The following is a 14,561-nucleotide window of genomic DNA, read 5'->3' as shown; positions in this document are numbered from 1 at the left end:
ACATAAATTTCACCATTGAAAAGAAGGAGTTGAAATGGGGAAAATGTGTTATAATGAAGAAGAATCACTACAGATAGCGTTGAAAAAGGATAGTATATGAAATTAACATTACATGAAATAGCACGTGTGGTGGAGGCCCAAAATTCAGTTTCCGAATTTGATGACGTTCCGCTGAAAAACATTGAATTTGATAGTCGTAAGATTACACCAGGAGATTTCTTTCTTCCTTTAAAAGGGCAGCGTGATGGACATGATTTCATTGCCCAAGCTTTTGAAAAAGGCGCTGTTGCGACTTTTTCAGAAAAACCAGTGCCAGGTCATACCTATATTTTAGTAAAGGATTGCCTAAAGGCCTTCCAACAGTTAGCCAGCTACTACCTTGAGCGAAAACGAGTGGATGTGATAGCCGTAACCGGCTCAAATGGTAAAACAAGCACCAAGGATATGATTGCATCCATCTTAGCAACGACCTATAAAACCTACCAAACCCAAGGAAATTATAATAATGAAATCGGCTTGCCTTATACTATCATGCACATGCCAGCAGAGACAGAAAAGATTGTTCTTGAGATGGGGCAAGACCGTATGGGTGATATTCATCTTTTATCTGAGATTGCTAAACCTCATATTGCCGTTGTAACCTTGATCGGCGAAGCACATCTGGAATTTTTTGGCAGCCGCGAAAGGATTGCCCAAGGTAAAATGCAAATTACAGATGGGATGGATTCTCATGGGATCTTGATTGCTCCAGAAGACCCAATCATTGATCCTTATTTGCCTGAAAACCAGATGGTCATCCGTTTTGGTGCTGGCCAGGAAATCTTTGTTGAAACAATTCAAGAAGCAAAAGACTCCTTGATTTTTAAGACAAACATTTTGCCACGGCCTGTTCATTTGCCATTGACTGGGAAATACAATGCTACTAATGCAATGGTTGCAAGCTATGTTGGTAAGCTTTTAGCAGTTGCTGATGAAGACATTATTGACGCTTTAGAACACATCCAACTGACCAAGAATCGTACGGAATGGAAGTACACTTCAAATGGCGTTTCCATCTTATCTGATATTTACAATGCTAACCCCACTGCGATGCGACTTATCTTAGAAACCTTCACAAAGATTGAACCAGCAGGTCAGGGGCGTAAGATTGCTTTATTAGCTGATATGAAAGAGCTGGGCTCTGACTCAATAGCGATGCATTCTCAACTCATTACCAGTCTTGAGCCTGAGCATTTGGACTACCTAATTTGTTATGGCTCTGATATTTCTGAGCTAGCTCAGTTGGCAAGCCAACTGTTCCCTCTTGGTCATGTTTATTATTTTAAAAAGACAGCAGAGGAGGACCAATTTAGAGAAATGATGGCTTGTTTAGAACACTTGCTCCAAGCAGATGATCATCTTTTATTAAAAGGTAGCCATTCTATGCAGTTAGAGCGCATTTTAGAACAATTACTATAACTGAGTGAAAATTCATACATTTTCTTTTGGAATTATTTTTTGCATCTTGTCCTCTCATTGGGGTTAGGGTATAATGAAAAAACGAGAAAGGAATGCTATGGATTTTTTTAATATTGCCCCGGGAAGTTTTCCACAGCCATCAGTAGCGTTCTACATTAGTACGCTTTTGATGGCCCCTTTATTGATTTTAATGACTTGGCGTTACCATCATAATCGCTATTATCGAGCTTGTTTTTTAATCTTACAATTTTCACAATTGCTCGCCCTTTATGGTTGGTTTGCTCTCAAGGGCTTTCCCTTAAGTGAAGCTCTCCCCCTTTATCATTGTCGTATTGGGATGCTGGCTATTTTTTTCTTTCCTGATAAAAGCCGCCTCAAACAGTTGTTTATGCTGTTAGGAGTGGCAGGCTCATTGCTTGCCTTGTGTTGTCCAGATTTTTATCCTTATCCCTTATTCCATGTTTCCAATGTAGCTTTTTATCTGGGACATTATATGCTTTTAGTGAATGCGATGATTTATCTCTTTCAGTATTATCAGCCAGCTAAAACCAGTCTGCACTACTGTCTGACGCGTTTAGCTGTGATTAATGCTTTGATTGTAGCGGTCAATACTGTGACAGGTGGTAACTATGGCTTTTTAGCTGACCCGCCAATCATCCATACCCACTTTGTCCCTGTCAATTTCCTTTTGGTAACAGGAGTTCTTGTCTTAATTGCAAAGCTGGTTGAATTGATTTGGCTTAAGCTCATTTACCTATCACAAGATAAAACACTTCTATTGAGTAAGTAGGCCTATATTGCGAAAGCCTTTAAAATTAGCTATAATAAAAAAGCTGGAAAGTTACTTTCAAGCTCTTATGAGAATCAAGACCTACTTAGGCTTAGGGCATCTATCGCTTTGATTCTCTAGTGAGCACAACAAAAGGATAGGTTAGAAAAAATCAATAAGGTACCATCTGATACTAATCTCTTATAAACCAAGCTAGTAATCGGCTGATCTTTGATGAATACTGGTCTAGAGATGGGAAAAAAGCTGCTTGTCTACCTTGTTTTAAGCCAACCTTTAAATAAGGAAGTGAGTGAAAGTCGCTTTAACGCAAACCGACTTTTGACCCACTCCCTTTTATGTTTTTGAGGAGAAAATAGTCCAATGTAACTAGAATGATTCGTTCAACATGCTATTAAGTCACACTAATGAAGGAAAGATTATGACATTACAAGAAGAAATTCAAAAGCGGCGAACATTTGCCATCATCAGTCACCCGGACGCGGGGAAGACAACCATTACCGAACAATTGCTTTATTTTGGAGGCGAGATTCGTGAAGCCGGTACGGTTAAAGGGAAAAAAACTGGAACCTTCGCCAAATCAGATTGGATGGATATTGAAAAGCAACGGGGTATCTCAGTGACCTCCTCTGTGATGCAGTTTGATTATGCTGGTAAGCGTGTGAATATTTTAGATACGCCAGGCCATGAGGACTTCTCAGAAGATACCTATCGAACTTTGATGGCTGTTGACGCTGCTGTCATGGTGGTGGATTCAGCCAAGGGGATTGAAGCTCAAACCAAGAAACTTTTCGAGGTGGTTAAGCATCGCAATATCCCAGTATTTACCTTTATTAATAAGTTAGACCGCGATGGCCGAGAACCGCTGGAACTCTTGCAAGAATTAGAAGACATTTTAGGCATTGCGGCCTATCCGATGAACTGGCCCATTGGGATGGGAAGAGCCTTTGAGGGCTTATACGATTTACATAATCAACGATTAGAACTCTATAAAGGGAAAGAGCGTTTTGCTTCCTTGGAAGCCGGTGCGCGTTTATTTGCCAGTAACCCTTTTTACAATCAAGCCCTTGAAGATATTGAACTCTTAGAAGAAGCAGGCAATCATTTTTCAGCCCAAGCCGTTACCAAAGGCCAGCTCACACCAGTTTTCTTTGGCTCAGCTTTAACTAATTTTGGTGTGCAAACCTTTTTAGATACCTTCTTAGAATTTGCACCTGAGCCCCATGGTCATCAGACAAGTGATGGTCAGCTGATTGATCCTTTTGCAAAAGATTTTTCAGGCTTTGTCTTTAAGATTCAGGCTAACATGGATCCACGTCACAGGGACCGGATTGCTTTTGTGCGGATTGTTTCGGGCGAATTTCAAAAAGGCATGGCTGTTAACTTGACCCGAACTGGCAAGGGAGCGAAGTTATCCAATGTTACACAATTTATGGCCGAGGCGCGCGAAAATGTGCAAAATGCGGTGGCCGGAGATATTATTGGGGTTTATGATACGGGAACTTATCAAGTTGGTGATACTTTAACCGTCGGTAAGCACAAATTTGAGTTTGAACCACTACCGACCTTTACGCCGGAATTGTTTATGAAGGTTTCTCCTAAAAATGTCATGAAGCAAAAGTCCTTCCATAAAGGGATGGAACAGCTAGTGCAAGAAGGAGCTGTGCAGCTTTATAAGAATTACCAGACGGGTGAGTACATGTTGGGTGCTGTTGGACAACTCCAATTTGAAGTGTTTAAACACCGCATGGAAGGCGAATACAATGCCGAAGTGGTGATGACACCGATGGGGAAAAAGACAGTCCGTTGGATTAAAGAAGAAGATCTTGATCAGCGGATGTCTTCAAGTCGTAATATCCTAGCCATCGATCGCTTTGAGCAACCCGTTTTCCTTTTTGAAAATGATTTTGCCTTACGTTGGTTTGCAGATAAGTATCCAGATGTCACTCTGGAAGCTAAAATGTAAGAACCTGTCTCATGTGGACAGCAAAACATTTGTTTTACATAAGATAATAGGTTAATGCGCCCAAGAGCTTAGAACAAAGCTTTTGGGCTTTTTTGGCACATTGGCTCACTTGAGGGTTGGCGAACAACTAGGATCACCAGGTAAGCCTCAGGCCCATCTCAGTCTATTCTTGTGCTTAAGGCTACGTCATCTGCTACAAACACTAAAGAGCCGATTCTTGTGAGAAGGTACGGTTACTTTTGCTTAACATATTGGTTAAAAAAGCTGCCCAAAATGTCATATTTGTAATAAAGTTTACAAAAATATTACAAAACTATTGAAAAAATATTTTGGTGATGCTATACTAATAAAAAAATAAAAGGATTGTGTTAATTATGATTAAAAAATTAGCAAAATATATGACTGCTTTTGTGCTTATTTTGGCTCTTAGCTCTTCTTTAGTTGGTTGCCACAAGCAAAAGCCAGCAAAATTGCCGAAATCAGCCGCTGATCACTTTCAAAAGAACAGTAAGTCCATAAGTGACTCAAACGAGTCGCAGTCGCAGACTTCTGATTCGTCAAAGGCAAGTAAGGGCAAAGCACCAAGGAAAGCCTCACCTCAGCCAGCTGATCAGTCCTCCAAAGCAAGTATACAGGCCTCGGTTGCTGCAGCTCCCGTTCAAGGACAAAAGCAGGCTGCTAGTCAAGCTGTTACTCAAGCGCCGAGTAACTCTCAGTCAAGCATTGCTATTTCAGCATTATTAAAGGGTGACTATTCAAGCATTGCTGGTAAATGGCAAAATGACTTGGGTCAGGGCTTGCTTATCCATCCTAATGGCCAGGTGAGCACCTATCAAGTTGGTGATGGCAATGACAAAGAACTCGGCCAACAAATGATTGTGCCACATAACACAACTAATGTCCAAAACGTTTATCAGGGCGGTATTAGTAGTGTAGGAGCAGAGTCAATCGGAGCTGCCTTTTTTGTGACCCCTGCTGGTCAGACAGTACCAAATACCAATACTATCTTAGAAAGAGATACCATTTTTGTCGGTCAAAGTACTGAAGAACTGCAGCATCTCTATGTCCGAGTTCAATAAAAGGCTTTTAATAAAACTAAAGCCAGTCAAGGAAAGGACATCAGCCAAAAGAAGCAAGAAAAGGGATATAGAGATTGCTTAACAATGATATGCTGGATTAAAACATCAAAAAGACCTTCTTTTGTTTATCCTTTATTAGGGTTAGTGTTTTTGTACAAAGAGGAGGAACTCAAAGAAAGCCTAAACGAAGGTGCAAACTAATTAAGCAGGTATTGTGATAATCAGATGTTTTGCCAGGGCTAATAGGATAAAAAAACAAAGCAAAAGCATATTAAAACCCTTACATAGCTTATTTCCTATCTTTTTAGCTTTTATTATGTTACACTAAATAGGTTGTTAATCGAACGACAACTATTAAAAGGTTTATAAGGCAGCTTCGCACTGCCTTTTTAGAAAAGAGAAACAATTGAAATTTACAGAATTTAATTTATCAAAAGACATCCAATCAGCTGTTGTAACAGCAGGATTTGAAAAAGCATCTCCTATTCAGGAAATGACCATCCCTCTAGCACTAGAAGGAAAAGATGTCATCGGTCAAGCCCAAACCGGTACGGGGAAAACAGCGGCCTTTGGTTTGCCAACTTTAAATAAAATTGTGATTGAACGCAATACAATCCAAGCGCTTGTGATTGCACCAACACGTGAATTAGCGGTGCAAAGTCAAGAAGAACTCTTTCGCTTTGGTCGCCAAAAAGGTGTCAAGGTCCGCTCTGTCTATGGTGGTTCCTCAATTGAAAAACAAATTAAGGCCCTAAAATCAGGTGCTCATGTTGTTGTGGGAACGCCCGGCCGACTACTTGATCTCATCAAACGCAAGGCGCTCAAGCTAGATCATGTGGAAACCCTGATTCTAGACGAAGCTGATGAAATGCTTAACATGGGCTTTTTAGAAGATATTGAGGCCATTATTAGTGAGGTTCCCACAGAACGTCAAACCCTTTTGTTTTCAGCAACCATGCCTGAGCCTATTAAACGCATTGGTGTCAAATTTATGAAAAATCCTGACCATGTCAAGATTGAAGCTAAGGAATTGACCAATGTGAATGTGGAACAATTCTATATTCGTGTTAAGGAGCAAGAAAAATTTGATACCATGACCCGCTTGATGGATGTTGACCAACCAGAGCTTTCGATTGTGTTTGGTCGGACAAAGCGGCGTGTGGATGAATTGACGCGCGGTTTGAAATTACGAGGTTTTCGTGCCGAAGGCATTCATGGAGATTTAGACCAAAATAAACGCCTTCGTGTGATTCGTGATTTTAAAAATGACCAGATTGATATTCTCGTTGCCACTGACGTTGCCGCGCGTGGTTTGGATATTTCTGGTGTTACTCATGTCTACAATTATGATATTCCACAAGATCCAGAAAGCTATGTTCACCGCATTGGCCGAACTGGTCGTGCAGGAAAATCAGGCCAATCCATTACCTTTGTTTCGCCAAATGAAATGGGTTACTTGACCATTATTGAAAATTTAACGAAAAAGCAAATGCGTGGTTTAAAGCCACCAACTGCAAATGAAGCCTTTCAAGCTAAGAAAAAGGTTGCCCTCCAAAAAATCGAACGTGATTTTGCAGATGACACAATTCGCAGTAATTTCGACAAATTCAAAGGCGATGCCGTCCAATTAGCAGCTGAGTTTAGCCCTGAAGAATTAGCTCTTTATATCCTTAGCTTAACAGTGCAGGATCCAGATTCCCTGCCAGCTGTCGAGATTGCGCGTGAAAAACCGCTACCATTTAAATATGTTGGTGGTGGCCATGGCAATAAGTCCAATAAGGGTGGCCGTAATCGTCAAAACAAAGATCGCTATGGTCGTGGCAAGCGTCGAAATGATCGTAAACGTGGTTATCATGACGGAGAAAAACGTTACAACCAGCGTGATCGCCGTGACAGCCATGATAATGGTGGTAATCGCAAGGCAAAACGCCATGCAAATGATTACTATAACAAAGATAAACAGACCTCAAGCAAAGATAAGGGCTTTGTTATCCGCCATAAAGGTGAATAAAACAGTAAAAAAGTTGAAAGCATTTCAACTTTTTTACTATTTATTCCTTTTTAAAATAGAATCTGTTATAATGGTCTCATCCAAATTTGGAATTTTTAATTAGGCTAGGAGGACGATTGGGATGTCTAGTGCCAATCACCTGCCCTTTGACAAAGCGACAAAGGCAGGCTTTATTATTGCTCTTGGAATTGTTTATGGTGATATTGGGACCAGTCCCTTGTATACTATGCAATCGTTAGTGGAAAATCAAGGAGGATTAAGGCAGGTGTCAGAATCTTTTATTATAGGTTCTGTCTCTTTAATTTTCTGGACTTTGACACTCATTACGACTATTAAATATGTTTGGATAGCTCTAAAAGCTGACAATCATCATGAAGGAGGGATCTTTTCGCTCTATACTTTGGTTCGTAAAATGTCACCATGGCTAATCGTTCCAGCCATGATTGGAGGCGCTACCCTTTTGTCAGATGGAGCACTGACACCAGCAATGACAGTAACTTCAGCTATTGAGGGTTTAAAGGCTGTACCGGGCATTAGTGCCATTTATCAAAATCAAACCAATGTGATTGTCACCACTTTGCTCATACTTTTGACGCTCTTTGGTATTCAGCGGTTTGGCACGGGCTTTATTGGCAAATTATTTGGCCCGGTCATGTTTATCTGGTTTAGTTTCCTTGGTCTGACGGGTCTTTTTAATAGTTTTGGCCATCTCGCTATTTTTAAGGCCATTAACCCTTATTATGCCATTCATTTGCTTCTTAGTCCGGAAAATCATCGTGGTATTTTTATTCTAGGCTCAATCTTTTTGGCAACGACAGGTGCAGAAGCCCTGTACTCTGATATGGGTCATGTTGGGCGGAGTAACATTTATGTGAGCTGGCCTTTTGTCAAGGCTTGCATCCTTTTATCTTACTGTGGACAAGGCGCTTGGATTTTAGCTAATAAGCATAGTGGGATTGACCTTAATCCTTTTTTTGCCAGTGTTCCTGAAAACTTTCGCGTCTATGCAGTTATTTTGGCAACTCTGGCAGCTATCATTGCCTCGCAGGCTTTAATAACGGGCTCTTTTACCCTCGTGTCTGAGGCTATGCGCTTGAAAATCTTCCCACTATTTCGGGTCACCTATCCGGGGGCTAATTTAGGGCAACTCTATATACCGGTGATTAACTGGGCACTTTTTCTGATTACATCTAGCACAGTGCTGTATTTTCGTAGTTCGGAACATATGGAAGCAGCCTATGGCTTAGCGATCACTATTACCATGCTGATGACGACTGTTTTGCTTAATTACTTCTTAATTAAAAGGGGTACCAGTTCCATCTTAGCCCACCTGCTCATGTCTTTTTTTGCCCTGATTGAGTTTATTTTCTTCTGGGCTTCCGCGGTCAAATTTTTACGTGGCGGTTATGTTGTTGTCTTGATTGCACTTGCGATTATCTTTTTAATGTTTATCTGGCATCAAGGAACGCGTATTGTTTTCAAGTATGTGAAATCTCTTGATTTAATGGATTATAAAGATCAGATCAAGGCCTTGCGTGATGATGAGCGGATTGATTTTTACCAAACCAATGTTGTCTACCTAACAAACCGCATTCGGGATAATTTAATTGATCGTTCCATTCTTTACTCTATTTTGGATAAGCGGCCTAAACGCGCACAAGTTTACTGGTTTGTTAATGTCAAAGTAACAGATGAACCCTATACGGCCAAATATAAAATTGATATGCTAGGAACCGACTATATGGTTAAAGTAGAGCTCTTTTTAGGCTTTAGGATGCCCCAGTCTGTCCCTCGTTATCTGCGCACCATTGTTCAAGACCTAATGGAAAGTGGTCGTTTACCCAAGCAAGTTCAAGATTACTCCATCACCCCTGGTCGAACGGTTGGAGATTTTAAATTTGTGATTATCGAAGAACGCGTCTCCAACGCCCGAAAGCTCAGCGGATTTGAGCGATTCATTATGCAAACCAAAGCAAGCATTAAACACTTTACAGCCACACCAATGCGCTGGTTTGGCTTACAGTATTCAGAAGTCGCCGTTGAGGTTGTGCCCCTCATTTTATCGGATATTTTGAAATTACCTATTAAAGAATACGTTCCTGCTATCGAAAGTGATACCAGTGCTAAAAAATAACAAAGTGAGGCAAAACCACAAGGACTACAGGCAGTTCATGTGCTTTGTCTCACTCTTTTTTTGACGGATGCTTAATATCGCTAAGCAAGGCCTAAGGCCTGATAAGGCTGCGCTAACCAATGAAGCTAGGTAGGCAGGTGTTCTCTTTTGCACTTAGCCAAGCTGTTAAAAATTAGCCATATCGATAAATAGGGTTAGGGTTTTGTTTGCTGCCTTGCAATATAAGCTAATTTTTCTTGTCGACTTTTTTGTTTAAAATAGCTCTCAGCACTCATGGCTGCTTGCTTACTGGGAAAAGCTTCGACATATCGAAGAACGACTGGCCGCCTATGGCGTGTGTACTTAGCCCCCTTACCCGCATTATGTGCTTTGAGGCGTTTTTGGACATCAGTGGTGTAACCAGTGTATAAGGTGTGGTCTGCGCATTCTAAAACATACATGTAGGCTTGCTGTTTACTCATGCGGGCCGTCCTTGCTTGTTGGTTTTTGACCAAAATAAATCTCAAAAATGGTATCGGTATAGTCCCCATTATCTTGGTGGACAATAAGCGGTGCTAACACCTGCATCCCCTCAATGGAGCCGTCTTTAATAGCTTCGATGAGTAGTAGATTAGCTTGACGCTGAGCTTTTGGATAGACAAATTGGATACGTTTTGGGGCGAGCTTGTATTTGCGCAAGCAATCAATAATCTCAATAAATCGATCTGGACGATGCACCATGGCCAGACGGCCGTTCGATTTGAGGGCGTGTTGACTAATTTGGCAGATCTCTTCTAGATTGGTTGTGATTTCGTGCCGCGCCAGCAGATAATGCTCAGAAACATTCTTACGTGACGTCTCTGTCGCTTTAAAATAGGGCGGATTACAGAAAATAAGGTCAACGCCTGAACGGGGAACATGCGTTAGTAAGTTCTTCAAATCATCCTGAACCATTGTAACTTGTTCCTCTAAGTGGTTCAGGCTAATGGAGCGCTTGGCCATATCTGCTAGGCGCTCTTGCAGTTCGATTCCAATAAGCTTTGCTTTGGTTTGTGTACTTGCAAACAGGCCGACTGCACCGTTACCTGCGCACAAATCAACGATAAGCCCTTTGCTTGGGATGCGTGGAAAGCGTGATAGTAAAACACTATCAATGGAGTAACTAAAGACATCCTTGTTTTGGATAATTTTGACATCGCTAGAGAACAGCTGATCAATTCGTTCCCCGTCTTTGAGAGTTATATTCATAATAATTATTATAGCAAAATTCTGAGTCTGCTGACAGTCTTCTCCCAATGCTTACTCAGGCTTTGCTATTAGTCGTAATCATGGTACAATAAATAAGATATTTATGAAGGAGAATGCCTGTGTTTTATGCTTATTTAAGAAGCCTTGTTATGGCACTGTTATGGGTAGCTAACGGCAATGCCCATTATCATCATCAAGATCGCATCTTGCCTGTGGAGGAAAATTACATTTTAGTGGCTCCTCACCGAACCTTCTGGGACCCTGTCTATATGGCCTTTGCTGCCCGTCCTAAGCAATTTATCTTTATGGCCAAAAAAGAGTTGTTTCAGAACCGGTTATTTGCTTGGTGGATTAAAATGTGTGGAGCCTTTCCGATTGATCGGGATAAGCCTGGTTCGGATGCCATCAGGTATCCTGTTAATATGTTGAAAAAAGCCGATAAATCCTTGGTTCTTTTTCCAAGTGGGAGTCGTCATTCAAATGAACTCAAGGGAGGGGTAGCTGTTATTGCCAAGATGGCAAAAGTTAAGATTATGCCCGCAACCTACGCTGGACCACGTACCCTTAAAGGCCTTCTTAAAGGCGAACGGGTGGATATGAACTTTGGTCAAGCTATTGATGTTTCTGATATTAAACGGATGGATGATGAGGGGATCCAAGAAGTATCACGGCGAATACAAGCAGCCTTTACAAGGCTAGATCAAGAAACATCAGCCTACCAGCCAGGTAAACGCCTGAATATCCTGACTTATCTTTATCGTATTCCTCTAGGCTTGCTCTTGCTTGTGGTGGTGCTTTTAACTATGATTTTTAGTTATCTGGCAAGTTTTGTCTGGGATCCTGATAAACATCATTAAAAAATGTCTACAAGGGCATTTTTTTGTTGGCTTTTTTCGAATAATACAATGAAAGGAGACGAGATGTTCAATCAGATAAAACAAAAGCTAACAGTAATTACCACGCTGCCATCACGTAGACCCTATCTACTCATGGCTTTTTTACTATTACTTTTAGTGCTCATGCTTCTTGTTAGTGTCACTAGCTGTCATCGATCAGCAAGCTCCAAGCCGGCTTCGCCAGCTGAATTCAGCTTTACCAGTCAGAGTTCACCAGACACTACTAGCCAAGAACAAGACACTAAAAAAACAGAAGACATCGTAGTAGATGTGAAAGGCGCGGTCAAAAAAGAGGGGGTTTATCAGTTAGCAAAGGGCAGTCGTTTAACAGATGCTATTGCTTTAGCGGGTGGTCTAACAGAGGATGTTGATCGAAATGCAGTGAACTTTGCTATCAAGTTAACCGATGAGTCGGTGGTTTATATTGCTCGAAAGAGTGACCACAAGGCTCCTGTGACGGTTAGTCAAGCACAAGAGGCAGCCCAAGGACCCTCTTCTCGGGCCTCAAGGCAAGCGATTAATATCAATCAAGCCACATTAGCAGATTTGATCCAAATACCAGGAGTAGGTGAAAAGCGGGCTCAAGAGATACTTACTGTGCGAGAACAGCTGGGAGGTTTTAACAAGTTAGAAGATTTAAAAAAAGTATCAGGTATCGGACCTAAGATGATTGAAAAACTAAAAGATGAGATTACGATTGATTAAGGCTTATTGTATCAAACCCGTTCATTTGGCGTTTTTAGTTTTGTTACTTTATTTTACCTTCCACACTTTCTTTCAAGCCTTTGAAGGGTATTGGTTGATTATTTGGGGCCTTGTTTTTCTTCAATTAGCGCGCCAATATTGCTGGCAAAAACTTCTTTTTACCGGAGGCTGTTTGCTTATTTTTAGTTGCTGGTTCTTTTGGCAGTTTAGTAAAGTTCAGGTAGAGCCATCAGCAAGAAATGTTGATTTAGCCCAGGTAACTCTGAATCCTGATTCCATTACCATTGATGGTGACTTAATGACAGGAGTGGTTCATAGTAAAGGTCAGGCCTATCGGTTGTCCTATCGCCTCCAAAGTCAAAAAGAACAACGGTTTTATCAGAAGTTGACCTCAATCGTTCAGTTACAGGGTGATTTCATTGTGGAGCAGCCAAGTGGGCGGCGAAATCCCAAAGGTTTTGATTACCAAGCTTACTTGCGCCATCAGCAATTAAAGGGCCTGCTTGCACCCAAACATCTCAGAGTGACAGCGATGTGCCAGCCACAGCGATTGACCGAGTACCTTGCAGTTTGGCGCCGAAAAGCAATCGTTTATGCTCAGACGTCATTTCCAAAACCATTATCACATTACATGACAGGACTCTTATTTGGGTATTTGGATAAGGATTTTTCAGAAATGGCTGATCTCTATAGCCAATTGGGGATTATCCATTTGTTTGCCCTATCTGGTATGCAAGTTGGTTTTTTCATGCGGTCATTTCGTAAAGTCATGCTTGGTTTACAGCTACCCTTAGAAATTATCCCTTATTGTGAACTGATTTTTTCTGTGATGTATGCTGGAATGACAGGTTATAGTATTTCGGTCTTACGAAGTCTGATCCAAAACAGTCTATCACAATTTCGCGTGCGAGGACTAGATAATCTAGCGCTTACCTTTTTGATAATGTTTTTCTTGCAACCCTTTTTTCTAGCGACCATTGGTGGCCAACTCAGTTTTAGCTATACCTTTATGCTGATAGTAATGACCTTTGATGAGCTGAGCGGTAAAAAGCGAGCGGTGTTTCAATGTTTAGCAGTGTCTTTAGCTGTTATTCCAATCATCTTATTTCATTTTTCAACATTTAACCCGCTTGCCATTCCACTAACTTTCATTTTTGGCCTCTTTTTTGATCTATTCTTGCTCCCTTATTTGTGCTTGGCTTTTTGCTGCACACAAGTATTGGCGAAGCTTCTAAATCCTATCAATCATACTATAAATGCAGTGCTTCATCAGCTAGAAAGAGGAATTCATTTATTAGCTGAGTGTCTTTTTACCCAAATGACTTTTGGTAGTCCCTGTGTTTGGCTCTTGGTCCTGTTGCTTTTAATGATAGCGGTGGCTTATGATTTTCGAAAGAAGACATCACGACTAGTTGCTAGTCTTACTATAGTATTTGCTCTTTTTTGGGGAATGGGCCAAGCCGTCTATAATGAAATCACTATTGTCGATGTGGGTCAGGGTGATAGCATTTTGTTAAGAGATATGTACCAAAAGACAATTTTAATTGATGTTGGCGGTTATCCTAGCCCACCTAAGGAAGCCGCATGGCGTAAGCGACATACAAAAGCTAATGCTGAGCGAACCTTGATTCCCTACCTAAAGAGTAAGGGTATTCGTACCATTGATCAGCTCATTATTACACATGCTGACTTTGATCATCGTGGTGATTTGCCTTGGGTACATCAACATTTTAAGATCAAGGAAGTCTTGGTTAGCCCAGGCAGCCTTAGCAATAGACAGTTTGCTCAACAATTGCAGAAATTCAAACTCAAGGTCAAAATTTTAAAAGTTGGTGACAAAATCCCGATAATGGGTTCTCATCTGGTAACCCTTTATCCCTTTCAAGCTGGTGATGGAAAAAATAATGACTCCTTGGTCTTATATGGACACTTACTGAATCAACGTTTTTTGTTTACAGGAGATATTGAAGAAGAGGCCGAGGCTGCCTTACAAGAACATTACCCTTCTTTAAAGGTAGACATCTTAAAAGCGCCTCATCATGGCTCCAAGGGTTCATCAACAGAAGCTTTTCTCAAGCAAATCCAGGCAAAAACAGTCTTGATTTCAGCTGGCCAAAACAATCATTTTAAGCACCCGCATCCTCAAACGCTAGAGCGTTACAAAAAGCAAAAGATGACTGTTTATCGTACCGACAAAGATGGGGCGATTCTTTTGAAAGGCTGGCGCAACTGGCATATTAGTACCACTCGAAAAATGCATAAAGATGACTAGTATTTACGAAGAAGATGGTATAATAA

Annotated in this window: 11 protein-coding genes; 9 read left to right on the top strand and 2 right to left on the bottom strand. The window is 41.0% G+C overall.

What is annotated here, in order from left to right; translation table 11 throughout:
- The first annotated feature begins 96 nt into the window (after window positions 1-96).
- The 6 genes from K5J94_RS08470 to K5J94_RS08445 all read left to right on the top strand — a co-directional run bounded on the left by K5J94_RS08470 (window position 97) and on the right by K5J94_RS08445 (window position 9,435).
- Window positions 97-1,458, top strand: a complete 1,362-nt coding sequence (locus K5J94_RS08470) for a UDP-N-acetylmuramoyl-tripeptide--D-alanyl-D-alanine ligase (protein ID WP_221912925.1) — start codon at window positions 97-99, stop codon at window positions 1,456-1,458.
- A gap of 97 nt (window positions 1,459-1,555) precedes the next feature.
- Window positions 1,556-2,248 (top strand): TMEM164-related integral membrane acyltransferase, encoded by a 693-nt coding sequence (locus tag K5J94_RS08465; protein ID WP_159543683.1) that lies wholly within the window; start codon window positions 1,556-1,558, stop codon window positions 2,246-2,248.
- Window positions 2,249-2,666: 418 nt separating this feature from the next.
- Window positions 2,667-4,211, top strand: a complete 1,545-nt coding sequence (locus tag K5J94_RS08460; RefSeq protein ID WP_159559736.1) for a peptide chain release factor 3 — start codon at window positions 2,667-2,669, stop codon at window positions 4,209-4,211.
- 374 nt (window positions 4,212-4,585) lie between these two features.
- Complete coding sequence (locus K5J94_RS08455) at window positions 4,586-5,290, top strand: DUF6287 domain-containing protein (protein WP_221912923.1); 705 nt, start codon at window positions 4,586-4,588, stop codon at window positions 5,288-5,290.
- A gap of 406 nt (window positions 5,291-5,696) precedes the next feature.
- On the top strand, window positions 5,697-7,301 hold the full coding sequence (locus K5J94_RS08450) for a DEAD/DEAH box helicase (protein ID WP_159563981.1): 1,605 nt from the start codon (window positions 5,697-5,699) through the stop codon (window positions 7,299-7,301).
- 121 nt (window positions 7,302-7,422) lie between these two features.
- Complete coding sequence (locus tag K5J94_RS08445; RefSeq protein ID WP_159559730.1) at window positions 7,423-9,435, top strand: KUP/HAK/KT family potassium transporter; 2,013 nt, start codon at window positions 7,423-7,425, stop codon at window positions 9,433-9,435.
- A gap of 194 nt (window positions 9,436-9,629) precedes the next feature.
- On the opposite strand, the gene K5J94_RS08440 is transcribed toward K5J94_RS08445, so the two are convergent.
- Window positions 9,630-9,896: a GIY-YIG nuclease family protein gene (locus K5J94_RS08440; RefSeq protein WP_159543693.1), complete on the bottom strand. Its 267-nt coding sequence runs from the start codon at window positions 9,894-9,896 to the stop codon at window positions 9,630-9,632.
- Window positions 9,889-10,662, bottom strand: a complete 774-nt coding sequence (locus tag K5J94_RS08435) for a tRNA1(Val) (adenine(37)-N6)-methyltransferase (RefSeq protein WP_408022830.1) — start codon at window positions 10,660-10,662, stop codon at window positions 9,889-9,891. Before K5J94_RS08435 ends, K5J94_RS08440 begins: the two co-directional genes overlap by 8 nt.
- Window positions 10,663-10,781: 119 nt before the next feature.
- Here K5J94_RS08435 and K5J94_RS08430 point away from each other — a divergent pair, with 119 nt between their 5' ends.
- The 3 genes from K5J94_RS08430 (at window position 10,782) to K5J94_RS08420 (ending at window position 14,535) form a co-directional block, all read left to right on the top strand.
- Window positions 10,782-11,519 carry a lysophospholipid acyltransferase family protein gene (locus tag K5J94_RS08430; RefSeq protein WP_167547758.1) on the top strand — a complete coding sequence of 246 codons (738 nt, stop codon included), beginning with the start codon at window positions 10,782-10,784 and terminating at the stop codon, window positions 11,517-11,519.
- Between the two features lie 63 nt (window positions 11,520-11,582).
- Complete coding sequence (locus K5J94_RS08425; RefSeq protein WP_221912920.1) at window positions 11,583-12,263, top strand: ComEA family DNA-binding protein; 681 nt, start codon at window positions 11,583-11,585, stop codon at window positions 12,261-12,263.
- Window positions 12,244-14,535 (top strand): DNA internalization-related competence protein ComEC/Rec2, encoded by a 2,292-nt coding sequence (locus tag K5J94_RS08420; protein ID WP_221912918.1) that lies wholly within the window; start codon window positions 12,244-12,246, stop codon window positions 14,533-14,535. The genes K5J94_RS08425 and K5J94_RS08420 overlap by 20 nt, the downstream gene beginning before the upstream one ends.
- Window positions 14,536-14,561: the final 26 nt, after the last annotated feature.

It is taken from the genome of Streptococcus halichoeri (genome assembly GCF_019774635.1).
GTDB lineage: Bacteria > Bacillota > Bacilli > Lactobacillales > Streptococcaceae > Streptococcus > Streptococcus halichoeri.
This window is presented reverse-complemented; position numbering and strand designations above follow the sequence as displayed.

What these genes read in the sequence shown, in the direction of transcription:
- K5J94_RS08455 (WP_221912923.1), top strand. Translation starts at nt 4,586, where the DNA reads ATGATTAAAAAATTAGCAAAATATATGACTGCTTTTGTGCTTATTTTG.
- K5J94_RS08465 (WP_159543683.1), top strand. Translation starts at nt 1,556, where the DNA reads ATGGATTTTTTTAATATTGCCCCGGGAAGTTTTCCACAGCCATCAGTA.
- K5J94_RS08460 (WP_159559736.1), top strand. Translation starts at nt 2,667, where the DNA reads ATGACATTACAAGAAGAAATTCAAAAGCGGCGAACATTTGCCATCATC.
- K5J94_RS08440 (WP_159543693.1), bottom strand. Translation starts at nt 9,896, where the DNA reads ATGAGTAAACAGCAAGCCTACATGTATGTTTTAGAATGCGCAGACCAC.
- K5J94_RS08425 (WP_221912920.1), top strand. Translation starts at nt 11,583, where the DNA reads ATGTTCAATCAGATAAAACAAAAGCTAACAGTAATTACCACGCTGCCA.
- K5J94_RS08470 (WP_221912925.1), top strand. Translation starts at nt 97, where the DNA reads ATGAAATTAACATTACATGAAATAGCACGTGTGGTGGAGGCCCAAAAT.
- K5J94_RS08435 (WP_408022830.1), bottom strand. Translation starts at nt 10,662, where the DNA reads ATGAATATAACTCTCAAAGACGGGGAACGAATTGATCAGCTGTTCTCT.
- K5J94_RS08445 (WP_159559730.1), top strand. Translation starts at nt 7,423, where the DNA reads ATGTCTAGTGCCAATCACCTGCCCTTTGACAAAGCGACAAAGGCAGGC.
- K5J94_RS08420 (WP_221912918.1), top strand. Translation starts at nt 12,244, where the DNA reads ATGAGATTACGATTGATTAAGGCTTATTGTATCAAACCCGTTCATTTG.